Annotated in this window: 25 protein-coding genes; 10 read left to right on the top strand and 15 right to left on the bottom strand. The window is 69.9% G+C overall.

What is annotated here, in order from left to right:
• Positions 1–4: 4 nt before the first annotated feature.
• The 6 genes from ASD47_RS15160 to ASD47_RS15135 all read right to left on the bottom strand — a co-directional run bounded on the left by ASD47_RS15160 (position 5) and on the right by ASD47_RS15135 (position 6,647).
• The gene (locus ASD47_RS15160; protein ID WP_056758197.1) at positions 5–1,819 is read right to left on the bottom strand and encodes a feruloyl-CoA synthase; all 1,815 of its coding nucleotides are present in this window, start codon (positions 1,817–1,819) and stop codon (positions 5–7) included.
• Between the two features lie 172 nt (positions 1,820–1,991).
• Positions 1,992–2,717, bottom strand: a complete 726-nt coding sequence (locus ASD47_RS15155) for a DUF6445 family protein (RefSeq protein WP_056758193.1) — start codon at positions 2,715–2,717, stop codon at positions 1,992–1,994.
• Positions 2,718–3,099: 382 nt separating this feature from the next.
• Complete coding sequence (locus ASD47_RS15150; RefSeq protein ID WP_056758190.1) at positions 3,100–4,332, bottom strand: RNA polymerase sigma factor; 1,233 nt, start codon at positions 4,330–4,332, stop codon at positions 3,100–3,102.
• Between the two features lie 4 nt (positions 4,333–4,336).
• Positions 4,337–4,690, bottom strand: a complete 354-nt coding sequence (locus ASD47_RS15145; RefSeq protein ID WP_056758187.1) for a YciI family protein — start codon at positions 4,688–4,690, stop codon at positions 4,337–4,339.
• A 122-nt stretch (positions 4,691–4,812) separates the two neighbouring features.
• Positions 4,813–5,169: a YciI family protein gene (locus tag ASD47_RS15140; protein ID WP_056758184.1), complete on the bottom strand. Its 357-nt coding sequence runs from the start codon at positions 5,167–5,169 to the stop codon at positions 4,813–4,815.
• Between the two features lie 143 nt (positions 5,170–5,312).
• Complete coding sequence (locus ASD47_RS15135; protein WP_056758182.1) at positions 5,313–6,647, bottom strand: dihydroorotase; 1,335 nt, start codon at positions 6,645–6,647, stop codon at positions 5,313–5,315.
• 299 nt (positions 6,648–6,946) lie between these two features.
• Between ASD47_RS15135 and pip the strand changes: the two genes are divergently transcribed.
• Positions 6,947–8,032: a prolyl aminopeptidase gene (gene pip / locus ASD47_RS15130; RefSeq protein WP_056758178.1), complete on the top strand. Its 1,086-nt coding sequence runs from the start codon at positions 6,947–6,949 to the stop codon at positions 8,030–8,032.
• Between the two features lie 60 nt (positions 8,033–8,092).
• Here the strand turns inward: pip and ASD47_RS15125 are convergent, their stop codons facing one another.
• Entirely contained in the window at positions 8,093–9,217 is a 1,125-nt protein-coding gene (locus ASD47_RS15125; RefSeq protein ID WP_056758175.1) for a glycosyltransferase family 9 protein, read from the bottom strand.
• A 109-nt stretch (positions 9,218–9,326) separates the two neighbouring features.
• Here ASD47_RS15125 and ASD47_RS15120 point away from each other — a divergent pair, with 109 nt between their 5' ends.
• The 3 genes from ASD47_RS15120 (at position 9,327) to ASD47_RS15110 (ending at position 12,017) form a co-directional block, all read left to right on the top strand.
• Positions 9,327–10,142 (top strand): folate-binding protein YgfZ, encoded by an 816-nt coding sequence (locus tag ASD47_RS15120; RefSeq protein WP_056758172.1) that lies wholly within the window; start codon positions 9,327–9,329, stop codon positions 10,140–10,142.
• Between the two features lie 135 nt (positions 10,143–10,277).
• On the top strand, positions 10,278–10,862 hold the full coding sequence (locus ASD47_RS15115; RefSeq protein ID WP_056758169.1) for a DNA-3-methyladenine glycosylase I: 585 nt from the start codon (positions 10,278–10,280) through the stop codon (positions 10,860–10,862).
• A gap of 150 nt (positions 10,863–11,012) precedes the next feature.
• Positions 11,013–12,017: a glycerophosphodiester phosphodiesterase family protein gene (locus tag ASD47_RS15110; RefSeq protein ID WP_056758166.1), complete on the top strand. Its 1,005-nt coding sequence runs from the start codon at positions 11,013–11,015 to the stop codon at positions 12,015–12,017.
• Here the strand turns inward: ASD47_RS15110 and ASD47_RS15105 are convergent.
• Positions 12,001–14,043 carry an acyltransferase family protein gene (locus ASD47_RS15105; protein ID WP_162251649.1) on the bottom strand — a complete coding sequence of 681 codons (2,043 nt, stop codon included), beginning with the start codon at positions 14,041–14,043 and terminating at the stop codon, positions 12,001–12,003. The genes ASD47_RS15110 and ASD47_RS15105 overlap by 17 nt on opposite strands.
• Before the next feature lie 199 nt (positions 14,044–14,242).
• On the opposite strand from ASD47_RS15105, the gene ASD47_RS15100 reads away from it, so the two are divergent.
• Positions 14,243–14,893: a ribonuclease HII gene (locus tag ASD47_RS15100; protein WP_056758161.1), complete on the top strand. Its 651-nt coding sequence runs from the start codon at positions 14,243–14,245 to the stop codon at positions 14,891–14,893.
• Between the two features lie 6 nt (positions 14,894–14,899).
• Here the strand turns inward: ASD47_RS15100 and ASD47_RS15095 are convergent, their stop codons facing one another.
• The 5 genes from ASD47_RS15095 to ASD47_RS15075 all read right to left on the bottom strand — a co-directional run bounded on the left by ASD47_RS15095 (position 14,900) and on the right by ASD47_RS15075 (position 18,051).
• Complete coding sequence (locus ASD47_RS15095; protein ID WP_056758157.1) at positions 14,900–15,430, bottom strand: hypothetical protein; 531 nt, start codon at positions 15,428–15,430, stop codon at positions 14,900–14,902.
• The gene (locus ASD47_RS15090; protein ID WP_230983849.1) at positions 15,427–15,867 is read right to left on the bottom strand and encodes a YkgJ family cysteine cluster protein; all 441 of its coding nucleotides are present in this window, start codon (positions 15,865–15,867) and stop codon (positions 15,427–15,429) included. Before ASD47_RS15090 ends, ASD47_RS15095 begins: the two co-directional genes overlap by 4 nt.
• 162 nt (positions 15,868–16,029) lie before the next feature.
• Positions 16,030–16,374, bottom strand: coding sequence for a VOC family protein (locus tag ASD47_RS15085; protein ID WP_056758151.1), 345 nt, complete (start codon positions 16,372–16,374; stop codon positions 16,030–16,032).
• Between the two features lie 43 nt (positions 16,375–16,417).
• Positions 16,418–17,077, bottom strand: a complete 660-nt coding sequence (locus ASD47_RS15080; RefSeq protein WP_056758148.1) for a methyltransferase — start codon at positions 17,075–17,077, stop codon at positions 16,418–16,420.
• Positions 17,078–17,109: 32 nt separating this feature from the next.
• Entirely contained in the window at positions 17,110–18,051 is a 942-nt protein-coding gene (locus tag ASD47_RS15075) for a fatty acid desaturase family protein (protein ID WP_056758145.1), read from the bottom strand.
• Positions 18,052–18,123: 72 nt separating this feature from the next.
• On the opposite strand from ASD47_RS15075, the gene ASD47_RS15070 reads away from it, so the two are divergent.
• On the top strand, positions 18,124–18,480 hold the full coding sequence (locus ASD47_RS15070) for a lysozyme inhibitor LprI family protein (protein WP_082564630.1): 357 nt from the start codon (positions 18,124–18,126) through the stop codon (positions 18,478–18,480).
• 24 nt (positions 18,481–18,504) lie between these two features.
• On the opposite strand, the gene ubiA is transcribed toward ASD47_RS15070, so the two are convergent.
• Complete coding sequence (gene ubiA, locus ASD47_RS15065; RefSeq protein ID WP_056758142.1) at positions 18,505–19,443, bottom strand: 4-hydroxybenzoate octaprenyltransferase; 939 nt, start codon at positions 19,441–19,443, stop codon at positions 18,505–18,507.
• 229 nt (positions 19,444–19,672) lie between these two features.
• On the opposite strand from ubiA, the gene ASD47_RS15060 reads away from it, so the two are divergent.
• The 3 genes from ASD47_RS15060 (at position 19,673) to ASD47_RS15050 (ending at position 22,899) form a co-directional block, all read left to right on the top strand.
• Entirely contained in the window at positions 19,673–19,921 is a 249-nt protein-coding gene (locus tag ASD47_RS15060) for a hypothetical protein (protein ID WP_056758141.1), read from the top strand.
• Positions 19,922–20,771: 850 nt separating this feature from the next.
• On the top strand, positions 20,772–21,062 hold the full coding sequence (locus ASD47_RS15055; RefSeq protein ID WP_056758140.1) for a DUF454 family protein: 291 nt from the start codon (positions 20,772–20,774) through the stop codon (positions 21,060–21,062).
• Between the two features lie 46 nt (positions 21,063–21,108).
• Positions 21,109–22,899 (top strand): ABC transporter ATP-binding protein, encoded by a 1,791-nt coding sequence (locus ASD47_RS15050; protein WP_056759034.1) that lies wholly within the window; start codon positions 21,109–21,111, stop codon positions 22,897–22,899.
• A 102-nt stretch (positions 22,900–23,001) separates the two neighbouring features.
• Here ASD47_RS15050 and ASD47_RS15045 read toward each other — a convergent pair whose 3' ends face one another.
• Positions 23,002–24,846 carry a DUF4153 domain-containing protein gene (locus ASD47_RS15045; RefSeq protein WP_082564629.1) on the bottom strand — a complete coding sequence of 615 codons (1,845 nt, stop codon included), beginning with the start codon at positions 24,844–24,846 and terminating at the stop codon, positions 23,002–23,004.
• Positions 24,847–24,974: 128 nt separating this feature from the next.
• Between ASD47_RS15045 and ASD47_RS15040 the strand changes: the two genes are divergently transcribed.
• Positions 24,975–25,994, top strand: coding sequence for a cupin-like domain-containing protein (locus tag ASD47_RS15040; RefSeq protein WP_056758135.1), 1,020 nt, complete (start codon positions 24,975–24,977; stop codon positions 25,992–25,994).
• Positions 25,995–26,067 lie beyond the last annotated feature (73 nt).

Genomic DNA, 26,067 nt, shown 5'->3' with positions numbered 1-26,067 from the left:
TCCTTCAAGGAAACACCATCACCCCGTCGTCCGGCTCCTCGGCGAACAGCCGCGCCAGCTCGGCCGGCCGTCGCTCGCGCGCCAGGGCCTGGTTGATGTAGCCCTTGTCGGTCAGCTCGCCCGAGGCCGCGTCGGGCGCGCCGTCCAGGATCAGGGCGCGGGTCACCTTGCCGCCGCCCTTGGCCAGGCCGTTCAGACGCTCCAGGCCGGCCCGGATCGCCGCCTTCACCGCCTTCGGGTCGCCGATCCGCAAGCAGGCCTTGGGGTCGAGGAACAGCATCAGTCCCACGCCCTCGCGCCCCTCGCCGCAGACCACCGCGTCCGACACCGCGCCGGCGATCGCCGACACCGCCGCCACCCGCAGGGCGCCGGCGACGACGAAGGCGCCGCTGGCCAGCTTGAAGTTCTCGACCAGCCGCCCGTCGAACACCAGACCAGCCGCCGGATCCAGCCGGTCGGCCAGCCTGGCCGCGTCGCCCAGCCGGTAGTAGCCGTCCTCGTCGAAGGCCGCCGCCGAGGCCTCGGGCATGTCCAGATAACCGGGCGAGACCTGCGGGCCCTTCACGCGGATCTCGAACTTGTCGGGCGGGCCGTCGAGGACCGGGACCAGCTTGACCGCCGTGCCGGGGGTGGGCAGGCCGACCATGCCGGAGCGGGCGTTCAGCCAGTGGATGTTGCAGGCGGTCGGGCCGGTCTCGGTGGCGCCGTAACCGGCCGCGAAGGTCACCCGGCAGCCGATCGTCCGCAGGGCCACGGCCTGGACCCGGTCGAGGATCGACTGGGCCATCGACGCCCCGCCGTACTGCAGCACCCTCACCTTCTCGAAGAACTTGGCCGCCAGGGCCGGGTCGCGTTCCAGCTCGCCGACCAGCAGGCCCCAGCCGGCCGGGACCATGTTGTGATAGGTCGTGGCCACCTCGCGCAGGTTGCGCACCGTCTCGTCGAACCGGCCAGCCAGCGGCTGGCCACCATCGATGTAAAGAGTCCCGCCCCGGTGCAGCACCATGTGCAGGATGGCGTTGGCGCCCAGGCTGTGGCTCCAGGGCGCGGAATTGACCAGCACCGGCGGGTCGGGATCCTCGTAGCAGGCGGCGATCTGGGCGGCGTTCAGGGCGATGTTGGCGTGGGTGCAGATCACCGCCTTCGGCTGGCCCGTCGAGCCCGAGGTCAGCAGCAGCTTGGCGACGTCGTCGGGTCGGCAGACGGGCGGCTGGGGCGGCGAGTCCTGGAGGGCCTCGAAGGCCACGTCGCTGTCCCGCGCATTGCGGCTGGCGATCACCGGCAGGCCGGCCAGGAACGGCGCGGCCAGGGCCTCGGCGAAGGCCTCGGCGTCGTCGACATAGACCGCCGCCGGCTTCAGCCGCTCGACCGCGAAGGCCAGGCGGGAGAGGTCCGCGCCCTTCAGGCCATACTGCGGCGACACCGGCGCGATCGGCGCGCCCAGGCTCATGGCGGCGTAGCCGACCAGGGCGTTGTCGATCCCGTTGCGGGCCAGGATCAGCAAGGGCTTGCCGCGCGACAGGCCCAGTCCCGCCAAGCCGCCGGCCAGGCGCGCAACCTGGTCGGCGGCCTCGGCGTAGGTCACGGTCCGCCACCCCGCCGCGCCCTCGCCGTGCTCACCGGGCCGCTCGGCCAGCCAGATCCGGTGCGGGGCTTGCGACGCCCAGCGGATCAGCGGCGCGGTCACGGTCTGGACGGTGCGGGAATAGGGGGTGGGGTTGCTCAGGATCAGGACGTCGCCGCGCCGCTCGACCTCCAGCGCGCGGGGCGCGTAGCGGGCGTCGCGAAACGGCGCGTGGGTCTCTGACGTCCCATCCATGCGGGGAGTGTTAACTGGACTCGGGCGGGTGGCAATGGCGGTTCGTCAACCCACGCGCCCTCTCGGTTCATCATCCCGGGCCGTGCGCTTGGCGCCCTTTTAAAGTCGGATGAGAGCGTTCGAAGCGGCTACCGCCGCAGGAATTGGGATCGCTTCATCCGTTCCGCGAGGTCTATACAAGGCGAATGAAGACGTTCGCAGTCAGCCGCTCCCGGCACCCCATGTCCGTGAAGTGGTCTGGGGGAATCATTCCTGAATGAAGAGCATTGCTTGGGTAAACGGCAATTCTACCACGGCGCCCAGTGATCTCCGCCGTCATTTCATATTCGTCATTTGATCCGCATATATAGCTTTCTCGAACCCCAAGATGTCGTATCGACGCCAAATAATAGTCGAGCTTATCTTGGGTTATTCGCTCCAATCCGGTGGCGCGATGGCGGTAGAGGGCAGTGCCCATGGTGGGGGTCAGGTAGTGCAGAATGGCGATCATCTTGCCACTGGTGTCATCAAAATGCGGGTGGCTCTGATACCTCGTGAGCTTTTCGGGGCGCGTCGTGACCCTTGAAAAGGATGCCGATGTGGCCCCCAAAATGTCTGCGTCGAAGGCGTCGCCGATAATGGGCGCCAAGGTGTCCAGCATAGGACCGATGTAGTCAGCCATCAGGCTGTCGCCTGGCGCGATGAAATGGCGCTCACCTGGGTATGGGCCTGTCGCTTGCGGATAGGGAGACAGCGCGCGCGCCTGACTGACAATCGCGTCAAGGTCGGCGACATAGTTGTCGACAATCAGGACCGGCACTTTTTCGTGTCCGACATAGAGCAGGTGTGGTTCGATTGTCGTCCGCCTTTTCGAGCCTGCCCGTTCGCCGTCGGCCTCCAGATCAGTCCGCTGCCCCACAAGCGCAGAACCAAAGCTATCCCGGACCGCTATTGCGATCGAGGCGCAAAGTCAACCACCGGTCGGCGCCGCTGGCCTAACCGCAACTCGTCTCCGCCTGGCTACAAGAGATAGGCGGGGACATTAGGGATTTTCGTGTGCGCCGCTATCTAATCGATACTGCTGTCTAACTTGTGCCGTCACAAGATCGACCTTCTTGAGGTGACCTTACCTTTGTCTATAGTTATCTTCACGGTCATTGACGGGACTGGGGAGCCTATACTGCCCACGCCACATGGTCGCGATCAGGTGAGAAGTAGGCGGCCGTCGCCAATGTCGCCGACGTACTCGAAGCTACGGTCTGAACAGCAAGGCCCGGGATGACGGCTGAAAGGGTCGACGATCATCGCATCGCCGCCTGCCCCCGCCGCCGCTCCAGCCACAGGCGCTCGGCCGGAGCCGGGTCCAGGGCCAGGGCGCGGTCGTAGGCGGCGACGGCCTCGTCGCCGCGGCCCAGCCGGGCCAGCAGGTCGGCGCGTACGGCGTGGAACGGGCCGAAGTCGCGGAAGGCGACGGAGTCCAGCCAATCCACCTCGGCCAGGGCCTGGGCCGGGCCCGTCACCTCAGCCACCGCCACGGCGCGGTTCAGCCGCACCACCGCGTCGTCGCGCCACCGCAGCAGAGCGTCGTAGAGGGCCAGCACCGTGGGCCAGGGCGCGGGCTCGCCCAGGCTGGCGCGGGCGCACCAGGCCGCGTGGATGGCCGCCTGCAGCTGTCTCGGCCCTGGCCGACGACAGCGCGCGGCGGCGTGCAGCAGGGCCTCGCCCTGGTCGATCAACGGTCGCCGCCACAGGGTCGGGTCCTGCTCGGACAGCGGCGTCATCGCCCCGCCGTCGTCCAGCCGCGCCGGGCGGCGGGCCTCGGCGTAGCGGACCAGGGCGGCGAAGGCCAGGCACTCCGGCTCGTCGGGCAAGAGCTCGGCCAGCACGGCGGTCAGGTCCAGCATCTCCTTGGCGTAGCCGGCGTGCTGGCCCGCCCCGGCCGCATCCTCGTGGGCCTTGGCGTAGGCGATCTCCAGGGTCGACAGCACCGCCCCGATCCGCTCGGGCCACGCCTCGGGGCCGGGCACCTCGAAGGCGACGCCGGCCTCGGCGATCTTGCGCTTGGCCCGCACCAGCCGCTGGGCCAAGGTCGGCTCGGCCACCAGAAAGGCGCGAGCGATCTCCTGGGTGGACAGGCCGCAGACCAGGCGCAGGGTCAGGGCCGCGCGGGCGTCGGGCGCCACGCCCGGGTGGCAGCAGACGAAGATCAGCCGCAGCCGCTCGTCTGGAATCAGGCGGGCGTCGTCGATCATGGCGTCCTCCGCGCTGGGGGGCGGCGTCGGCGGGTCGGGGATCAGCCGGGTCCGCACGCCGCGCCGCCGCAGCATGTCCAGCGCCCGCCGCTGGGCGACGCTGTAGAGCCAGGCGGCGGGGTCGCGCGGCTCGCCGTCTTTGGCCCAGCTCTGGGCGGCGGCCAGGCAGGCCTCGGCGAAGGCCTCCTCGGCCAGGTCCAGGTCGCGGAACTTGGCGGCGAGCGCGGCGATCACCCGGCCGCCATGCGCCCGCGCCGCCTGGTCGAGAAGACCCTTCGCCATGGCGTCAGGTCGTCCCGTCGATCACCGGACGGACCTCGACCGAGCCGTCGCCGGCCAGCGGCAGCTTGCGGGCCCAGGCCAGGGCTTCGTCCAAGTCAGCCGCCTCGATCAGGTAGAAGCCGCCAAGCTGCTCCTTGGTCTCGGCGAACGGCCCGTCGTGCAGGCCGCACTGCCCGCCGGCCCGGCGCACGGTGGTGGCGGTGTTGGTGGTCTTCAGGCCCGCCCCGCCGCGCAGCAGGCCCTTCTCGACCAACTCGGCGGCGAAGGCCTGGTGCTGGGCGATGATCTCCTGCCAGGCGCGGCCGTTCTCGTCTCGATAGGCGGTTTCGTCCTCGTAGATCAGCAGGGCGTATTGCATGGATTGGTCCTCCTCGATGGCCAGGTCGACGGGAGCGCCGCCCGGTCTCGGATCAGAGACGGGTCAGCCTGGCCGGACTCGACATTCGCCCGCAAGTTTTCGGCGGGCCCGGTCGATCAGCCTCAGCCGACGTCGTGGGCGATCGCCCGGATCTCGACCTTGCCGCCCGGGATCTGCGGGATCTTCCGGGCCCAGGCCTCGGCCGCGGCCATGTCCGGCGCCTCGACTAGGTAGAAGCCGGCCAGCTGCTCCTTGGTCTCGGCGAACGGCCCGTCATGGACCACGTGGCCGTCGGCGGTCTGGGCGATGGTGCGAGCCGACGGGGTGTCGACCAGCCGCGCGCCCAGCCAGGCCATGCCGTCGGCCCGCAGCTCCGCCTGCAGCGCCTCGTGCGCCGCGATGACGCCCGGCTTGATGGGATCGGTCTCGGGCCGGGCCCACTCGGCTTCGCTGGAATAGATCATCAACAGGTACTTCATCGAACCCTCCGTCGGCGCACGGCGCGCGCCCTCGCTGAAAGACGCGCGAGGTTGGGCGGATTCGACAGGGGCGGCGAAGAAAGTCGAGGGGGCCGACAGATCCTCCCCCTCTGGGGGAGGTGGCCCGAAGGGCCGGAGGGGGTTCACCCCGCCAGCGTCTCCAGGAACCTTACCGGCGCCCCCGTCCCTTCCGCCACGATCTCGTCGTCGCGCATGACCACGGTCCCGCGCACGATGGTCGCCACCGGCCAGGCCTTGGCCTCGAAGCCGTCGAACGGGGTCCAGCCCGAGCGGGTGGCCATCCAGTCGTGGGTGATGACGCGCCGGGCCTTCATGTCGACGATGGTGAAGTCGGCGTCGAAGCCCTCGGCGATGCGGCCCTTGTCGGCCAGGCCGAAGATCCGGTTGACGCCATGGCTGGTCAGGTCGACGAACCGCTCCAGGCTCAGCCGGCCGTCCACGACGTGAGTCAGCATGATCGGCACCAGGGTCTGGACGCCGGGCATGCCCGAGGGCGAGGCCGGATAGGGCCGGGCCTTTTCCTCGCGGGTGTGGGGGGCGTGGTCGCTGCCCAGCACGTCGGCGACGCCCGCCTCGATGGCATGCCAGATGCCGGCCACATGCTCGGCCGAGCGGATCGGCGGATTCATCTGGGCGAAGCCCTTCAGCCGCTCATAGGCCTCGGGCGCGACCAGGGTCAGGTGCTGGGGCGTGACCTCGACGCTGGCGACGTCCTTGTTCTGGGCCAGGAAGTCGATCTCCTGGTGGGTGGTGACGTGCAGCACGTGGATGCGCTTGCCCAGGTTCTTGGCGATGCGGACCAGGCGATGGGTCGATTGCAGGGCGGCCTGGGCGTCGCGCACCTCCGGGTGGCTGGTCCAGTCGCCGGGACGGGCCAGGCTGCGGCGCTCGGCCAGGCGGTACTCGTCCTCGGAGTGGAAGGCGGCGCGGCGGTTGACGTGCCGCAGCACGTTCTCGACGCCCTCGTCGTCCTGGACCAGCAGGCTGCCGGTCGAGGCGCCCATGAACACCTTGATGCCGCAGCAGCCCGGCAGGCGCTCCAGTTCGCCCAGGAAGGTGGCGTTCTCGTGGGTGCCGCCGACATAGAAGGCGTGGTCGGTGTGCATGCGGCCCTTGGCGCGGGCCAGCTTGTCGGCCAGGGCGTCGGGGTCGGTCGTCGTCGGCTCGGTGTTGGGCATCTCGAACACCGCCACCACGCCGCCCAGGGCCGCACCGCGCGAACCGCTTTCCAGGTCCTCCTTCCACTCCAAGCCGGGCTCGCGAAAGTGGACCTGGCTGTCGATCACGCCGGGCAGCACGGTCAGGCCGCTGGCGTCGAACACCTCGTCGGCGCTGGCCTGGGACAGGTCGCCGATCGCGACGATCTTGCCGCCGCGCACGCCGATGTCGGTGAAGCCGCGGCCGGCGTGGTTGACCACCTCGCCGCCGCGCACGATCAGGTCGAAGGTCTGGGTCATGGGCGCGGCTCCTGCGGGGGTTTGGGGCGGTCTAGGACGGATCGATCGTCAGTGGCTGTGGCGAAAACCTCGTCCTTCGACAAGCTCAGGATGAGGTTTTTATAGCGCCCTGGCCTGTAAATGGTCCTCATCCTGAGCTTGTCGAAGGACGAGGGCCACGCGCAGAGTTCGAATGTCGGTCCGTCCTAGGCGCCCACCCTAGCCGCCGCAAGACGAAATATCGCCCGGTTCCGACATTGACCATCGCGCGCGACGGGCGCACCTCCCCGACGTTTCCTCAAACACGCAACGAGGCTCCGATGGACTTCTCCGGGCTCCAGGCCGCCAGCAAGGTCACGGACGAGTGGAAGTATCCGCAAGGCCGGCCCAACCGCACCGGGATGCTGCCGGTCGATCAGGCGCCCGACCACACGCTCTACTGGGAGGAATACGGCGATCCCGACGGCGAGCCGGTGATGTTCCTGCACGGCGGACCGGGCGGGGCCTGCGCGCCGGTGATGTCGCGGTTCTTCGATCCCGCGCGCTATCGGGTGATCCTGTTCGACCAGCGCGGCTGCGGCAAGAGCACGCCGACCGTGGCCTCGCACGGCCCCGCCGTCGCGCTGGTCCGCAACGACACCGACCACCTGGTGGCCGATATCAACCGCCTGCGCGACGCTCTGGGCATCCAGGGTCCGATGCACGTGTTCGGCGGCAGCTGGGGCAGCACCCTGGCCCTGGTCTACGCCATCCGCCACCCCGAGCACGTGGCTTCGCTGGTCCTGCGCGGCATCTTCCTGGGGACGCGCGAAGACCTGCTCTACATGTACCAGGGCAACGCGGCGGTGTTCGACAGGACGCCCTACGCCCTCAGCGAGCCGGGCGCCTATGTCGCCTATCCCGACGAGTGGAAGGCCTTCGTCGAGGTCATACCGCCCGAGCAGCGCGGCGACATGATGGGCGCCTACAAGGCGATCTTCGACGCCAGGCCCGATGACGACGCCGGCCGCCGGGCGCAGCTGCGCGCGGCCGTGGCCTGGTCGGTCTGGGAGGGGGCGATCTCCAACATGATCCCGGAAACCGGCGACCCGGGTAAGTTCGGCGAGGCCGACTTCGCCCTGTGCTTCGCTCAGATCGAGGCCCACTTCTTCGCTCGCAACCTGTTCCTGGAGCCGGATTACATCACCCGCAACGTCGCGCGGATCGCTCACCTGCCGATCCATATCGTCCACGGCCGCTTCGACCAGGTCTGCCCGCTGACCCAGGCCTCGCGGCTGGTCGCTGCGCTGGAGTCGGTCGGCGCCGCCCCGGCCACCTATGTGCGCACCAACGCCGGCCACAGCGCCATGGAGGCCCAGACCGTGATGGCCCTGACGGCGATCATGGACGGGCTGCCGAGGCTGTAAGTTGGATGGGATGACGGCTGGGGACAGGCGCATGCGCCTGTCCCCATTCGTGGCGGGACCCTAGGCGCGGTCGGCGTCGATGGCGTCTTCGGGCGTCGCGGCCTCTTCCGCCGGCGCGACGTCCTCGACCACGGCCTGAAGCTCGGGCGTCACTGCCGCGTCCTCCACGGTCGGCTCGGCCGCGTCTTCCTCGACCGCCTTCGCCTTGACCTCGGCCAGCAGGGCCTTGGCCGCCTTGACCACCGTCGTCACTGGCAGGTCGCTCATGTGACGGATGGCCTGGGACAGGTCCGGATCGACGGCCAGGAACTGCTCGAAGCTGCGCGGGCCGCGCACGGCCTTGGTCAGCGGACCCCAGGGGCCATAGCGGCGCTCGTCCGAAGGGCCGAACAGGCCGATCGTCGGGACGCCCGCCGCGGCGGCGATGTGCATCAGGCCGCTGTCGTTGCCGATGAACAGGTCGGCGCGCTTCAGGGCCGCATAGGCGGTCAGCAGGTCGACCTTGCCGGTCAGGTCGACATAGCGGCCACGGGCTGAGGCCATGCGCAGCTCCTCGACCATCCGCCCGTCGCCGGGACCGCCCAGGATCAGCAGCCGCCCGCCCGCCAGCGCGCCGCCGGGCCCCAGCAGCTGCTGGGTGGTCTGGGCGAAGCGCTCGATCGGCCAGATCTTGCCCACCCAGTTGGACGCCGGGCCGACGGCCAGGATCGGGCCCGCCGGCTCGCCCGGGCGCGGCGCCAGCAGCTGGTCGGCCAGGGTCTGGACATCGGGGGTGATGTAGAGGTGCGGGGCGGGCGGATCGCCTTCCAGCTTCAGCACCTTGGCGGCCTCGACCACCTTGTGGATCGGTTCGCCGGTGTTGCGCTTCCACACGGCGCGCTTCTCGCGGCGCAGGAAATAGGCCGTGCCCGAGCCGCGCAGATCGACGACCAAGCCCCATTTCCTGTGACGCACCTGGTTCCACAGCTTGAACCAGTGGCCCTTGCCCTTGCCCTTCTCCATGACGATCACCCGATCGAGCCCGGGCACATGGGCGAAAAGGGGAGCCGCCAGAGGCCCGGAGACGATGGTGAAGCGGGCGTTGGGGATCTGGTCGGCCAGAAACTTGATCAGGCCGGACGACAGCACGGCGTCGCCGATCCGCGTGGCGGTGATGAAGAGAATCGGGAAGGCCCGCTGTGTCATCGGAGCATGTATAGGGCGTCCGGCGAGTCGACGCATCCCTCGATAACAGTTGAGCTTTCTCTTCGTTAAGGACTGGCGCGGGTGCGTCCGCCTTGCCACATGTGCAGGCATGAGCACGCCCCGCATCGCCCGCCTCGACAGCCGCGCCGTCATCGCCGTGACCGGTCCCGACGCCAAGACCTTCCTCAACGGCCTGTTGAGCCAGGAGATCGAGACCCTCGCGCCGGGCGAGCTGCGGTTCTCCGGCCTGCTGACCCCGCAGGGGCGGCTGCTGTACGACCTGTTCGTGGCGGCGGATGAAGACGGACTGCTGCTGGACGTCGCGGCCGAACACGGCGACGCTATCTTGGCGCGCCTGACCATGTACAAGCTGCGGGCCAAGGTGGAGCTGGTGGCGTCGAACTCGGCCGTCCTCGCGAACTTCCCGGCCCATGTCGACGAGATGGAAGCGGGATGGTTCGCCGATCCCCGCCTGCCCGCGCTGGGCGGGCGGGCCTATGGCCTCGACGTCGCGGCCACCGCCACCGAGGACGACTACGACGCCCGTCGCCTGACGCTGGGCGTCCCCGGTCCGGCCGACTGGGGGACCGACAGGACCTATCCGATCGAGGCCGATTTCGACCTGCTGAACGGCATCGACTTCAAGAAGGGCTGCTTCGTCGGCCAGGAGACCACCAGCCGCATGAAGCGGCGCGGGACGATCAAGAACCGCATGCTGCCGATCGCCTTCGACGGCCCTGCCCCCGCTTTCGGCGCTGAGGTGCTGGCCGGCGACCTGCGCGCCGGCGAGGTGCTGTCGGGCCGCGACGGCAGGGCCATGGCCCTGCTCCGCCTGGACCGCGTCGCGGGCGCCGCGCTGACGGTGGACGGCCGCGCGGTGACGGTCGATTGGCCGGACTGGGTTCCGGCGATCGTGACCAGTTGAACCGCCGTGAACGACCTCGTCCTTCGACAGGCTCAGGATGAGGTCGAATTCAAGCTCGGCTGTTCGGATCACGCAAGCCGATCGGCGCCAAGAATGTTCTTGAAAAGTTCCAACCCATGGGGCCAAGTTCGCCGCATGACCGAGATCCAACGCTGCACCTGGCGGGGCATGAACGGCGACCCGTTCTACGAGGCCTATCACGACACCGAGTGGGGCGTGCCGGAGTATGACTCCCGCGCCCTGTGGGAAAAGCTGGTGCTGGACGGTTTCCAGGCCGGGCTGTCGTGGATCACCATCCTGCGCAAGCGCGAAGCCTTTCGCACCGCCTTCGCCAATTTCGATCCCGACAAGGTAGCCCGGTTCGGCGACGCCGACCGCGCCCGGCTGATGGCCGACGCCGGCATCATCCGCTCGAACGGCAAGATCGACGCGGCGATCTCCGGCGCGCGAATCTATTGCGACATGCGCGAGCGCGGCGAGGACTTCTCCGCCCTGCTGTGGGGCATGGTCGGCGGCAAGCCGGTCCAGAGCCACTGGACCGGCGGCGATGTCCCGGCCCAGACGCCCCTGGCGGTCGACATGGCCAAGATGCTCAAGGCCAAGGGTTTCAAGTACTGCGGCCCGGTGATCGTCTACGCCTTCATGCAGGCCACGGGTCTGGTCAATGACCACCTGACGACCTGCTTCCGCCACGAGGAATGCCGTAAGCTCGCACGATAGAGCAAGGCGCGGCCAAAGCCGGCCTTCCGCGGACGCGCGGCGGGAAAATAAGCTAGGGCGTCGACCACCGCGCTCGTCACAGCCTTGTCGAGCTTCTGACGTTCTACTGTTGCGAGACTCTGTCAAACAGGCGCAGTGGAGAGCTTGACCATGCGCCCTGCTCGCTTCCCCTTTCGACGCCTCGCCGCGTTCGCGGCCATGCTCGCCGCCTGCGCCGGACCGGCCCTGGCCGAACCCTCGGCCGATCGACCGGGGACGGACCTGCGCGGCCGACTCTATGACTGGGCCGACGGGGTGTTGGTGGTGGCGCATCGGGCTTGTCACGCGGCCGCGCCCTCGCGCGGGATGACGGGCTCGCTGCCGGAAAACTCGCTGGCGGCGCTGGATCGCTGCGTGGCCCTGGGCGTCGACATGGTCGAGATCGACGTTCGCCGCACCGCCGACGGCGCGTTGGTGGTGATGCACGACGCCACCGTCGACCGCACCACCAACGGCCGCGGCCGGGTTTCCCAGATGAGCCTGCGGCGGTTCAAGATGCTGCGCCTCGGCGCCGTGGATGGCGGCCTGGCCGAAGCCCCGCCGACGCTGGAGGAATATCTGGCGCGGGCCCGGGGCCGCATCCTGGTCAATCTGGACGTCAAGGAGCCGATCGCCGAACAGGCGGCGCAGGTGGTGCTGGCCAGCGGGGCCGCCGGCCAGGTCCTGGTCAAGGCTCGGGCCGAGGCGGACGCCGCCCCGATGGCCGACCTGCCCGCCTATAGCGGCCTGGCCTTCATGCCGATGGTCGGCGCCGCCGACGGCCGCGGGGTGCGCGACCCGGCGGGAATCACCACCCGCCAGGCGCTGGCCGAGAACCGCATTCCGGCGATCGAACTGTGCGACCTGCGACGCTCGGAATTCAGGGCCGTCCGGGCCGCGGCCCGGCTGGCGCGGGTGCGGCTGTGGAGCAACGCCTTGGCCGCCAAGGGCGTGAAGGGGGTCTGGACGCGGGCCTGGGCCGGCGGCGCGGCGGCCGACGGGCGACGCACCTGGGCGCGACTGATCGACGACGGCGTCACGGTCATCCAGACCAACCGGCCGGCGGCCCTGCTCGATTATCTCGACGCCCGCGCCCTGCGCGGCCGCGCGCCCCCCGTGGTCAACGCGGCGCTGTAGCCATCGGCTTGCCGAGCGGCGCGGCCAGCCGCCGCCAGCTGTCATCCACCCAGGGCGGGACCAGGCGTCGCGCGCCCGAGGCGCTGAGGTGGTCGTCGTCGAAATAGATCGGGCGGCCGCCGATCACGCCCACGCAGCCGCCGTCCAGACATAGCGTCTCGCTGGGAAAGACCGCGGCGACTCCCGGCCGGTCCTCGACGGCCGCGCGGATCTCCGCCTCGGCGGGCGTCGCGCGGGCCAGGGGCGGACCGGCCTCGACCCGGGCGCACACCGCTGCGGGGCCGCCCAGCTGGCGCTGCTGGGCCAGGCACTCGGGCGGGGCCAGGGTGAGCTCGGGCACGGGACCGATCACTACCACCCGCAGGTCGGGCCGGCGCCGAGCGATGGCGTCCAGCGTCGCCGTCAGAGCGGCGGACAGCGCCGGCCGGACGCCTGGCCGGGCTACGGTGTCGACCGCCACGCGCGGCGAATTGACGTCGTAGAACGGCGGGGCGTCGCGATAGAGCGGCCAGCGGGCGGCCAGCACCACCAGGGTCAGCCGGCGGTCGGCGGCGATCCGGTCCATGGTCCTGGCGGCCCAGGCTTCGCAGCCTCGGTCCAGGCGACCGAAGATCCGCACCCGCACGCCTGCCAGCGGCGGGCAGCCGCCCCGAGCGACCTCGCCCACGCTCCAATCCCTCGCCCGGGCCCAGGCGACCACGCCCGGGGTGACGGCGTCGGCGTGGGAGTCGCCCCAGACCAGGACCTGGTCACCCCGGCTTCCGGGCGACGCGCCGAACCGGCACTGTTCCGGGGCGGTCTCGTCCGCCCGCTCGAAACAAGCCTTCCGGGCCGGATTGACGTCGGTTTCCTCCAGCCTGACCAAGGCCCGGGCGTCCGGCGACAGGCGCTGAGGCAGGCCCTGGCCCAGGAACAGCGCCGCGCCCGCCGCGACGGGTCCCAGCAGCAAGAGCAGGACACCACCCAGGCGGCGCCAAGGGCGGTCGGCCGGGCCTCGGCGTAGCGGCTGCTCGACGAAGCGCCAGGTCAGGGCCGCCAGGCCGAGGGACAGGGCGACAAGGCCGAGGCGCTGGACGCTCGTCAGCGGCTGCTGGGCGACATCGGCGGCCAGCACCAGCAGCGGCCAATGCCAGAGATAGAGCGCGTACGACACCCGGCCGAGAGCCACGACCGGCGCGGCGCGCAGGATTGCCGTCGCGCCGGGCGCCACGCCCTGGCCGCTCCACACCAGCAGCGCCGCGCCCAGGCAGGCGGGAACCGCGGAAAGGCCGGGGAACGGGCTGGCTTCGCTCAGGGCGACCAGGCTCCAGGCGATGGCCAGCAGGCCGCAGAGCGCCGCCAGGTTGGCGACGCGGCGATCGGCGGGCGGCGCCGCCAGGCCCAGGGCCAGCACACCACCGGCCAGGAACTCCCAGGCCCGGGTCGGCAAATGGAAAAAGGCCGCGACGCCGCCGCCTCCGGCCACCAGGACCTGGGCCAGGGCCAGCGACGCCGTCAACAGGGCCAGAGCCAGCGCCGTCCGCGCCGGTCGCAGCCAGCCCAGCGACAGCAGCCCGATCAGCGCCGGCCAGACCAGGTAGAACTGCTCCTCCACGCCCAGCGACCAAAGGTGGAGCAGCGGGTTCTGCTGGACCGACGGCGCGAAATAGCCGGGGCTCTGGGCGGCCAGCACATTGGCCAGGAACAGGCCCGAGGCGCTGGCCGCCGCCCCGGTCTGGGTCAGCAGACGCGGCATCTCGATCCAGGTCGCCAGGACCATCGTGACCAGTGTCACCAAGACATAGGCCGGCACGATCCGCCCCGCTCGGCGCAGATAGAACCCGCCCCACGAGAACCGCTTCTCGTCGCGCGCCTCGACCAGGATCCGGGTGATCAGAAAGCCAGAGATCACGAAGAACACGTCCACCCCGACGAAGCCGCCGGGCAGCACGGCCGGGAAAGCGTGGTGGACCACGATGGCCGCCACGGCCAGGGCGCGCAGTCCGTCGATGTCGCGCCGATAGGCTTGAGCTTGATCCCGTTGCACGCCGCCCTCCATTTTTACATCTGTAATTGCTGGCGTGGACAAGACGGGGCCGTCAAGGAATTTCTTACGTGCGTAAACTTTCGGCCGAGACCTAGTTTCCAGACGGCGGGTCGCAAGCACGGTCTTTCCCCGGCGCCCCGAAACGGACTATGAGCGGGTCGTGCCCAAGTCTCCCGCCCTCGCCCGCACGGGCCCCGATATGATGCTGGAAGCCGCCTGCGGCCCCGGCCACGTCTGCGGCGTGGACGAAGCCGGGCGCGGGCCATGGGCAGGGCCGGTCAGCGCCGCGGCGGTGATCCTGGACCCGAGCCGTATCCCCCGGGGCCTCGATGACTCCAAGAAGCTGACCGCCAAGGCGCGCGCCGCGCTGGAGATCGAGATCAAGTCGGTCGCGGTAGCTTGGTGCGTGGGCCTGGCCAGCGTCGAGGAGATCGAGCAACTCAACATCCTGCACGCCGCCGGCCTGGCGATGCGCCGGGCGATCGAGGGCCTTTCCGTCCGACCGGCCATGGCCCTGGTCGACGGCAACTACGCGTTCAAGCTGCCTTGCCCGATCAAGACCGTGGTCAAGGGCGACAGTCTGTCATGCTCCATCGCCGCCGCCTCGATCCTGGCCAAGGAGGCCCGCGACCGGATCATGGTCGACATGGACGCGGTCTATCCGGGCTACGGTTTCGCCGGTCACAAGGGCTATCACGCCGCCGTCCACGTGGACGGTCTTCGCAGGCTGGGCCCTTCGCCGATCCACCGGATGGGCTGGGCGCCGGTCAAGCTGGCGCTTTCGGGTGAATTGGGCGCGGGCGAGCTGGCCCTGGACGAGGCGGCGTTCGACGACGAGCTGTCCGCCTAGAGCACGTCAGGCGTCGCTGAGCACCATGGCGAACGGGACCTTGCCGCCATCCTTGTCGACATAGCCGCTGACCAGCTTGTGGTCGGGGTTCAGGACGCCCAGGTCGACGTCCTCGGTGGGGAACATCACCACCCGGCGGTCGCCGATGCAGATCAGCAGCTCGTAGCCGTCGAGGGCCCGCTGCGACATGGCCTTCAGCCGTGAATAGTAGGGCTCGCGCCGCCAGGCGGCCGGCTTGCCCGGATCGACCACGACGTTCAGCCGCTTGCCGTCGCGGTCGGGGTACATCAGGAAGCTGGCCTTGTCGGGCCGCCAGGCGGCGTCCAGCTTCTCGGAGGTCAGCCACAGGCAGTGGAAGCCCCGGCAAGCCTGAGGGCGGGCCTCGTAGTCGCCGCAGCCCGAGCCCTTGCGGAACACCCCGCACCATTGGCCGGCCGGCTTGGCCAGCTCGCCGATGTGCAGGACCTTGCAACACATGCCGCAGTCGCCGCACGACTTGGCCGGCGCGGGGGAGAGGTCGGGGGTCGCTTGGCTCATGCCGGGATCTCGCGCACCAGGCCCTGGTCGATGTCGCGGTCGGGCAGGATCGTGTAGCCGCGCCGCCCCACCAGGACGTTGAGGGTCAGGCCCTGGGCCGCGCCCCGCGCCGCCCAGGCCTTGAAGGTTTCGTGGAACGGCGCCTTGCGCCAGGCGTCGGGGGCGGCCGGATCGACCTCGACCACCAGGGTCCGGCCTTCGTCCTCGCGATGCAGCACGAAGCGCGCGCGGTCCGGCCGCCAGCGGTCGTCCAGGTTGGGCGCGTTCAGCCAGTAGCAGGCGTAGTCGGCGCAGGCCTGGGGCCGGTCGGCGTAGATCCCGCAGCCGACGCCCTTGCGATAGTGGCCGCACCAGGCGTGCGGCGCCTTGCCGATGGCGGCCACGCCCATCAGCTTGCAGCACATCCCGCAATCGCCGCAGGTCCTGGCCTGGTCCACCGTCGTTCGCCCCGTAGATCGTCCGGTGACGGATCTATCGCGGTTTCGTGACGGTTTTTCGGTGCGACAACGCTCGGGGACATGCCCTTGCGGCGTGTCCCCATCGGCAGGCTCGGCGCTCGCACATGGGGACACGCCGCAAGGGCATGTCCCCGGCCGCGCCTAACCCTCGCTCCACACCGCCAGCTCGTTGCCGGACGGGTCGGTGAAGTGAAACCGGCGGCCGCCGGGGAAGCTGAAGATCGGCCGGGTGACCACGCCGCCGGCCGCCGTCACCTTGGCCAGCATGGCCTCGATGTCATGGGCGTAGAGCACCACCAGCGGCCGGTCGGTCGAGCCCTCCTGCGGCGTACAGAACCCGCCGTCCGCGCCCTGCCCCTCGAAGGCCGCATAGTCCGGACCATAGTCGGTGAAGGCCCAGCCGAAGGCCGTGGCGTAGAAGGCCTTGGTGGCCGGCAGGTCGCTGGCGGGCCATTCGATGTAGTCGATCTTGCCGTCTTCGCGCATGGTCGCGGCCCTTCACTTGTTCTTCTTATGTTCTAGATCGCCGTCAAGGCAGAGTCCAGACGCTGGTGCGCTTGACCGCCATGTCCTCCAGCTCGCGGGTGGTCGGCACCTGGTATTCGGCCAGCTTCACCAGGCCTTCCTTGGGGAAGTAGGTGCGGCCCGGATCGCCGACCAGCACGGTCGCCCCGGCCGCCCGACCCAGGCCCAGCCAGGCCATGACGGCTTCCGCCATCGGCCGCTCGTAGCAGATGTCGCCGGCCAGCAGCACGTCGGCCGGCGGCGGCGGGGCGTCCAGCAGGTCGACTTCGGTGAAGGCGACCTCGACGCCGTTGGCCGCGGCGTTGAGGCCGATCGCCGCCTCGCAGAACACGTCGATGTCGGCGGCTAGCACGCTGGCCGCCCCGGCCTTCATCGCCGCGATCGCCACCAGGCCCGAACCGGACGCGAAGTCGATCACCCGCTTTCCGGCCACGACCTCGGGATGGTCGAGGACGTAGCGGGCCAGGGCCTGGCCGCCGGCCCAGGCGAAGGCCCAGAACGGCGGCGGCAGGCCGATTTCGGCCAGGGCCTCCTCGGTCAGCGTCCAGATCGGGGTGATCTCGTCGGCCAGGTGCAGTTGCAGTTCCGGCGTGTGCGGCGGGGCCTGGAGCCGCGTGTTCTCCAGGATGAAGGCGCGGCGGCCGGCGAGGGAGGCTTCGATCATGGGCGGCTTAGAGCACGGCCCGGTCCTAGTCCCTAGGCCGGCGACCGGCTGGACGCCGCCTTCAGCACCGACAGGTAGCCTGGCGCGGTCAGCATGCCTTCGGTCCGGCCCTTGGCCGCCAGCAGCCGGTGGGCCTTGGGCAGGTTCCAGCACGGCATGTGCATGAACAGGTGGTGCTCGGCGTGGAAGTTGACGTGGTAGGGCGCGATCAGGGCCCGCTCGAGCCAGTTGGCCCGGGTGGTGCGGGCGTGGCGGAACGGGTCGGGCTCGTCCTTGGCCACCAGGGCGTGCTCGGCGATGTTGCGCAGCCGGGTGACCAGCGGGAACCAGGTCGCCATCGGCGCGATCCACAGGGCCAGCCAGGCCCACCACAGGCCGATGGCGCTCAGGGCGACCAGCAGGCCCAGGTTCCACAGCAGGAACGGCGCCTGCCGCCCCACCTCGCCGCTGAAGATCGCGCCCTTCGGCTGGTCGCCCTTCAGCTTGCCCAGCAGCGGGCCGAACCGCTGCTTGAAGAAGGTCTGGCCGGTCAGGTCGCGGACGATCTTGCGGCGCAGCGAGGCGCGGGTGGTCGGGAACGGCGCCGACAGCACCAGGTCCGGATCCTCGGCCTGCTGGGCGTACTTGTGGTGGGTCAGGTGATAGGGCCGGTACTTGGCCAGCGACGCGCCGACCGGCGCCGCGCACAGCCATTCACCGACCCAGTCGTTGACCTTCAGGTTCGGGTGCAGCCCGCCGTGGGCGGCCTCGTGCATCAGGATGGCCAGGCCCAGCTGGCGGGCCCCGATCAGCATCACCGCCAGCAGGTAGGTGAGCGGATTGGGCCAGAGCACGAACGCCGCCCCGGCCGCGACGATCACCGCCCAGGCGTGGGCGACCATCAGCAGGCCCCGCCACGACGAGCGCGCCGACAGCGGCGCCCATTCCTGCGGCGTGAACAGCTCCTGCGGCTTGATGCGGGACGCGACGGCCATGGAACGATCATGCCACGTTCAGCGTCCGGCTTACAGGATGACCCGACGTCACGCTGCTTTCGGAGACCCTTCATGCGCCTGATCCTGACCGCCCTCGCCCTGGCCCTCGCCCTGCCCGTCGCGGCCGCTCCGACCCTGTCCCGGGCCGCCAGCTTCGACTGCAATCGCGCCCGGGCTCCCGATGAGAAGGCGGTCTGCGCCAGCACCGCCCTGAACGACAAGGACGTGAAGATGTCGGTGCTCTACGAGGTCAACCGGCGCACCCTGGCCATGGGCGGCCGCGGCGCGCTGATCGACGCCCAGCAGCAGTGGCTGCGCGACCGCCGGGGCTGCGGCGCCAATCGCGCCTGCCTGAACCGAGCCTATGACCGCCGGCTGGGCGAGCTGGAACGGAGCATGGAGCGGATCTATCGCAACGGACCGTTCTGAAGCGCGTCGCGCCCTCTCCGTTCCCTACAGTCCCGGCGGCTTCCACATCCCCGCAGCCAGGGCCAGGAACAGCACGAAGCCAACCTGGGCGTTGGACTTGAACAGGGCCAGGGCCCCGGCCGGGTCGTCGATCCGCACCCGGGCCGCCTGGCGCGACAGGTGGACGGCGACCAGGGCCGCCAGGGGCAGGAACAGCGGCCCCAGCCCCCCGACCCAGGCCGCCGCGATCACCAGCACGAAGCAGGCGATGTAGAAGGCTAGCACGCCCTTCTGCACGTGCGCCCCCAGCCGGCGGGTCGAGGACTTCACCCCGGCCAGGGCGTCGTCCTCGATGTCCTGGATGGCGTAGATCGTGTCGTAGCCCAGGGTCCAGAAAAGGCCCGAGGCGTAGAGCAGCGCCGCCGACCAATCCAGCCGATGGGCAGCCGCCGCATAGCCCAGCAGCGCGCCCCAGTTGAAGGTCAGGCCCAGCCAGGCCTGGGGCCACCAGGTGATGCGCTTCATGAACGGATAGGCGGCCACCAGGGCCAGCGAGGCGACGCCCAGGCCGATGGCCAGCCAGCCCAGGCAGACCAGGATCCCGAAGCTGACCAGGCAGCAGCCGATCACGAACGCCCAGGCCTGCTTGACGCTGATCAGGCCGGCGGGAATGGGGCGCATGGCGGTGCGGGTGACCTGGGCGTCGAAGTCGCGGTCGACGATGTCGTTGAAGGCGCAGCCGGCCGCCCGCATCAGGGCCGCGCCGACGAAGAAGGCGACCAGCAGCCACGGGTTGGGCCACTGGCCCTGGCCGGCCGCGGCCAGGGCGATGCCCTGCCAGCCGGGCAGCATCAGCAGCCAGATCCCCGCCGGCCGGTCGAACCGGCCCAGCTTCAGCCAGGGCCGCAGGGCCGGCGGCGCATGGCGGTCGACCCAGTTGCCGGCGGCGGCGTCGGGCAGGATGGCGGTGTCGGGAGCGCTCATGGCCAAGGCTTAGCCCCCGGCTCCCGCCTCGCGCAACCATGCCCGAAACGCCAACATAGATCTTTCCGATCTCGCGGCTAAAAACGATCGATTGGATTGATCAAACTGGGTCGGCCAAGGTGTGTTCAGCGGAACGGCGGCCCCCTCCAGTCGTTTCGCGCACCGAGGAGGGTCGCCGTCTTTTCCCCCGGGGCGGCGGCCCTCCTCCTTCCGTTCCGAAAGGCTTCCGATGACCCGTCCGTCCCTCGCTCTCCTGGTCGACCGCATGGAAGCCTGGGCCCTGCTGGTCCTCGGCTTGGCCGCCGGCGTCGTGGCGCCGCATCCGGTGACCACCGCCCTGTGGACCGCGGCGGCCCGGGCCTTCGACCGGGCCGGCGACGACGACATGGTCGGTCGGCTGACCTCGGGCGCCAAGTTCGGCGGCCGCATCCGCGCCAGCCTGCGCGGCGACACCCTGAGCCACCTGCGGTTCGCCTAGGTTCGACCTCCAACGCCGTGCGTGGTCCTCGTCCTTCGACAGGCTCAGGATGAGGACCAATTTGCAGACCGAGCCGTAGAAAACCTCATCCTGAGCTTGTCGAAGGACGAGGTTTTCGGGCCCGCCGGAAGGTGCATGTCGATATGATTTTGGGAAGGTCGTGGAGACACGACTTCGCCGCCTCATGCGGAAACCCGCTGAGCGAATGGGAAGGGTGCGAAGCGCCCGGGCCTCGCCCGGATGATTTGCAGTTATGTGTACCGTTTCGACGAAGTGCAGGCGCTTCGCGCGGAGCCGTTATCCGGAAGCCTTCGGGTCGCGGATTTTTAACTGGCCCTATCCGCCTATCCGGGCGCCGGAGTTTCGTCGCGACTGAGGCGAACCTGCTCCGAACCGACCTGGACGCTTCCGAAGAAGCACGGCGGACAGGGCCTTCCCGCTCGTCCACCCCTGAAAGCCGCATCGGTCGCCGTACGTGCGCCCTCCCCATGCTCTCAGGTGAGATCAGGATACGGGTGGTTTGAAGGGGTGGGGACAAAATCGGGTCGAGAAAGTTTAGGCCCTTGAAATCGCGGGACTTTGCTCCTCGAACGCCGAGCATAAGTCCCTTCCCTCCCCTCGTGGGGAGGGTGGCCCTGGCAGCGCCAGGGTCGGGTGGGGGCCTGCTGAGCCAGCGGTCCAGCCCTGTCCAGCACCCTGTACCGATCCCCCACCCGACCCGCTACGCGGGCCACCCTCCCCACAAGGGGGAGGGAAGGATATTTCGGACAGAGCGTCAGTTCCTTCCTGAATAGCGGCGACGAGAAAGCCGTCTTCCCGTTTCGCGCTTGATCCCCCACAGTCCAGCGCGATGACCGCCGCTCCCCGCCCGCCCCGCAAGCGCCTGTCCCGTCCGGTCCACTGGGCGCTGGACGGGCTGGGCGCGGCGCTGGTGGCGATCGGGGCGGTGGGCATCGTCACGCCGGGGCTGCCGACCACGGTGTTCTGGATCGGCGCGGTGATGTGCTTCCTGAAGACCCGGCCTCACGCGGTGCGGCCGCTGCTGCGCACCCCGATCGTCGGGCCGGCCATCCGCTGGTACCTGCGCTGGCGGCCGTTCGGCGGCGGGCGGCGCCGAAGCCACGGTTCGAAACAGGCTTAAGCCGCCGCTCGCGCCGAGCGTGCGGAGCGCCTATCTGTCCCGCATCATGACCGACCAGATCGACGAGGACGAGACCGGCGCCCCACGACGCGCCCTGAGCAACGCCAAGGTGCTGGGCTTCATCGCGCGCTTCTGGCTGCGCCGGAAGGGCCTGTTCTTCGCCGGCGTCGGCCTGACCCTGGCGGCGATCTGCTTCGACCTGGCCCTGCCCTGGGCCTCGGGCCGGCTGATCGACACGATCACCAAGGGCCCGTCGGCGATCGACGCGGCCTGGGGCGCCTGGGCGGCCTTCGTCGGGGTCTATCTGGGCTTTTCGCTGATCCGCAACCTGGCCATGCGGTTCTGGATCCCCCTGGCCGCCCGCAACATGGAGGAGATGACCAACGAGGGCTACGCCCGCGTCCAGGCCTTCTCGTCCGACTGGCACGCCGACAGCTTCGCCGGCGCCACGGTGCGCAAGCTGACCCGCGCCATGTGGGGCTATGACAGCGTGACCGACGCGGTGACCATCTGGCTGGCCCCCAGCCTGATCGTGCTGGTCGGGCTGTCGGTGATGCTGCTGCTGCGCCAGCCCCTGGCCGGGATCGTCGCCCTGGTCGTGGTCGCCGCCTACATCACCGTCAACCTGGTGGTCACCACCCGCTACGTGCGGCCCGCCAACCTGAAGTCCAACGCCCTGGATTCGAAGATCGGCGGCAGCCTGGCCGACGCGGTGACCTCCAACCCCACCGTCAAGAGCTTCGGGGCCGAGGCCCGCGAGAGCGCCCGCGTGGCGGAGGTCACCGCCGCCTGGCGCGAGGCGGTGATGGTCACCTGGCACAAGTTCACCAATGTCTGGCTCGGCCAGAACCTGCTGCTGGTGCTGCTGCAGGGCGGGCTGACGGCGGCGATGATCCACGCCTGGGCCAGGGGGACCGCGACGCCCGGCGACGTGGCCTTCGCCATCACCGCCTTCATGCTGATGAGCGGCTACCTGCGCAACATGGGCGAGAACATCCGCATGCTGCAGAAGGGCCTGGACGACACCGAGGACCTGGCCGCCTGGGAGGGCCTGGCGCCGCAGATCGCCGACGCGCCCGGCGCCCCGGACTTTGTCAGGGGGCCCGGGGCGATCGCCTTCGAGGACGTCACCTTCCGCTACAAGTCGGCCGGCGCGCCGCTATACGACCACTTCTCGCTGAAGATCGCGCCCGGCGAGCGGGTGGCGCTGGTGGGGCCGACCGGCTCGGGCAAGTCGACCTTCGTCAAGCTGGTCCAGCGGCTGCACGACCTGCAGGGCGGGCGGATCGTCATCGACGGCCAGGACGTCGCCCAGGTGACGCAAGGGTCCCTGCGCCGCGCCATCGCCGTGGTGCCGCAGGACCCGGCCCTGTTCCACCGCACCTTGCGTGAGAACATCGCCTATGGCCGTCCCGACGCCAGCGACGAGGAGATCGTCTCGGCGGCCAGGAAGGCCCGCGCCCACGAGTTCATCCTGCGCCTGCCCCAGGGCTACGACACCCTGGTCGGCGAGCGCGGGATCAAGCTGTCGGGCGGCGAGCGCCAGCGCGTGGCCATCGCCCGCGCCTTCCTGACCGACGCCCCGATCCTGGTGATGGACGAGGCCACCTCCTCGCTCGACGTCGAGACCGAGGGCCAGGTGCAGGAAGCCGCCGAGGCCCTGATGGCCGGCCGCACCACGATCGTCATCGCCCACCGCCTGTCGACCGTGCGCGGCGCCGACCGCATCCTGGTGTTCCAGAACGGCCGCGTGGTCGAGGAAGGCCGGCACGGCGAGCTGAAGGCGGCGGGCGGGGTGTATGCGCGGCTCAACGCGGTCAGCGAGGGCGTGGGCTGAGGCCGGGGACATGCCCTCGCGGCGTGTCCCCCCACGGTTCGCACGGCGCCGGCGGGGTGTATGCGCTGCTCAATGCGGTCAGCGAGGGGGTGGGTTAGGGCTCTATCGCGGCCCCGCGTCGGTGGCCTTCGGCAGTGGGGCCAGCACAGCCGGCGGCGGCGCCTTGGGTTCGCAGCCCATCGGGCCAAGCGTCAGGTGATAGGTTTCGCCCGCAATCTCCAGATCCGGCAACGACGGCGGTAGGGCCTTGAGGCGTTCGCTCGCGAAGACATCCCGAATGTTGAACCTCGGGCACGCCGACAGTTCCGCAACGCCGTATTCCTCCCACCGTCCACTGGAAGCCCGGCGATAGACCACGACGCTTCCCCCGTCTGACAGCAGGAGTTCGGGCTCGCCCTCGCCATCGATCTGGCGGCGCGTGGCGATGCACCAGTCATCGGTGAAGGGCGAGCAGGCGCCCAATGGGATCGAGCCAGGCGCCGAGAACTGCCGTTCGAAGTCGTCGGGCAGGACAGTTCCGGCTGGCAGCATCTCCGTCTTGGCAAGGATCTTCATGTTGCGGCCTGCCGGGCTTTCGGCGACCTCGGTCTTCGGTCGCTCGTAGCGGCTCTCGAGCATCGCCGCCACCCGCGCGCCCTCGCGGACTTCGACCCTGCCACTGCGCTTCAGGGTCTCGAACGCCGCTTGGCCAAAGCGCCCGGCCTGGAAGCGCAGGAAGCGGAAGTCGAAGTCGGCCGCCTTCACCTTCCCCTTCTCCAACCTCATCATCTGATCGTTCACCGACAGCCGCCTCGGATCCGCCAGCGGCGTGCACAGGGCCAGCAGCACGGCGATGACCACGAAGGCCATGGCGATGTTGGTGGTCTCCAGCGCCTTCATCCAGGCCCCCGGCCGCACGGCGGCGACCGCGTAGCCGACCGCATAACCCGCCGCGACCAGCACGCAGGCGGCGGCGATGATCCGGTCGGGGCTGAGGCCGTACTGGCCGATCCGCAGGCTCAGGCCATAGGCCGCCAGCACGGTGATCGGGACCAGCAGCACGCCCGCCAGCCGCGCGGCCCATTTCAGCACCACGGCGGTCGTCTCGGTCCCGTCCTGGTAGGCGGCGTTGGCCAGCAGGATCAGGAAGGCGTCGGCGGTCAGCAGGATGGCGGTGGCGCTCTTGGTCTTCCACAGCGGCTCCAGCCCGGTGAACGGCAGGGTCAGCAGGAAGGCCGCGGCGATCAGGGCCATCAGCGGCAGCAGCCAGGCCAGCAGGGTCAGGGCCACGGTCCGCACGCCGCGCACCAGGTTGGCGCGCACGTCGGTCAGCTGGACGGCGGCGGCGAACATCACGGTGGTGGCCGGGAAGCTGAACCACTCGTGCTTGATCAGCGTGTCGATGGCCTCGACGCCGATCAGCTTGAACAGGGCCGCGGCCAGGAACAGCAGCAGCCAGAAGGCGCCGGTGAAGCCTAGCGACAGCGCGCCCTGCACCCCGTGCTTCCAGGTGACGTCGAAATAGGTCGGGTATCGCGCGATCCGCCGCCGCTCCATGTCGGCCGGCTGGACCAGGTGATGGCCGATGAAAACCAGGGCGGCGACGGCGAAGAAGGTCTGCGGCCCCAGGGCGTCGACGCCCCTGGCGACCGGGTCGCCGCTCCACACGCCATAGGCGCCGAGGCCGGCGGCGACGACGGCCGCCACGCCCTTCCAAGCCGCCAGGGTGCGCCAGCGCAGGGCCGAAACTCCGGCCAGCACCACGAACGGCGTGAACAGGACGACCAGCAGCAAGGCGCCGTAGAGCTCGCGCTGGGTGGCGGGCCAGACCTTGGACTGGTCGGCCTGGTAAAGGCCGTACAGCAGCAGGCCCTGCACCAGGCCGGTCGCCAGGCGGAGGATCGTCGCCCGCCGGACGGCGCGGGAATCGCTGACGTCGAGCGGAGCGCCGAAAGAAGCCTCTGTCATGACCGGTCCCTCACAACCTTGGCGATCCACCGACGACAGGAGCATGTGCGGCGACCGGCGCCTAGGGTCGAGCTTGCGGCGCGGCCGAACCTTGCTCTACGAGAAGGCGACCGCCCAGGAGCCGCAGCTTGTCGACGTCCTCTCTCCCCCGGACCCCACATTATTACGACGTCGACGCCGGGCGGTTTCGTAACGAGATCCTGCCGGCCGGCAAACCCGCCATCCTCAAGGGCCTGGTCGCCGACTGGCCCGCCGTCGTCGCTGGCCGCCGGTCGGACGAGGCGCTGGTCGCCTATCTGGACGCGATGGACAGCGGCGCGCCGGTCAATGTGTTGAGCGCCAGCGCCAACATCGACGGACGGTTCTTTTACAGCCCGGATCTGCGCGGCCTGAACTTTGAACGTGACGACATGCCATTGGCCCGGGCGTTGGCCGCGCTGCTGGAGCTGAGGCCCGTCGTCCGGCCGCCCGCCATCGCGGTCCAGTCGACGCCGACGCCGGGCCTCCTGCCGGGCTTCGCCGAGGCCAATCGGCTGGCCCTGGTCGGCCCCGAGGTCGCGCCGCGCATCTGGATCGGCAACGCCATCACCACGGCCACCCATTTCGACATGAGCTACAACATCGCCTGCGCCGTGGCCGGCCGGCGACGCTTCACCCTGTTTCCGCCAGACCAGTTGAAGAACCTCTATCTGGGGCCGTTCGACTTCACGCCGGCGGGGCCGCCCGTCAGCCTGGTGGACGTGGCGCGGCCCGACCTGGACCGCTACCCCGCCTATGCGACCGCCCTGGCGGCGGCCGAGGTCGCCGAACTGGAGCCCGGCGACGCGATCTACATTCCCTATTGCTGGTTCCATAATGTCGAGTCCCTCGATCCCTTCACGGTGCTGATCAATTACTGGTGGAGCGAGACACCGGCCCTGCTGGGCCCGCCCTTGACCGCCCTGGTCCACGCCATGGCCAGCGTGCGGGGCCTGCCGCCGGTCGAACGCGAGGTCTGGCGCGAGATGTTCGACCACTTCGTCTTCGAGACGCATGGCGATCCGGCGGCCCATCTTCCACGGGACCGGCGAGGTCCGCTGGGCGAAATGACGCCCCAGCACGTGGCGCGTCTACGCGCCGTCCTGAGCGAGGCGTTCAACTCGCCGTAGCCAGCCCGGTAAAAACGAGTAGGTTCCGCGCCGTCCTGAGCGCGACGGCCGAAAGCGGAATCCGGTTTCGGCG

Origin of the sequence: Caulobacter sp. Root1472 (assembly GCF_001426985.1) — a bacterium.
GTDB classification, from domain to species: domain Bacteria; phylum Pseudomonadota; class Alphaproteobacteria; order Caulobacterales; family Caulobacteraceae; genus Caulobacter; species Caulobacter rhizosphaerae.
Note: the sequence above shows the minus strand (reverse complement) of the source record. Positions and strands in the feature narration are given on the sequence as shown.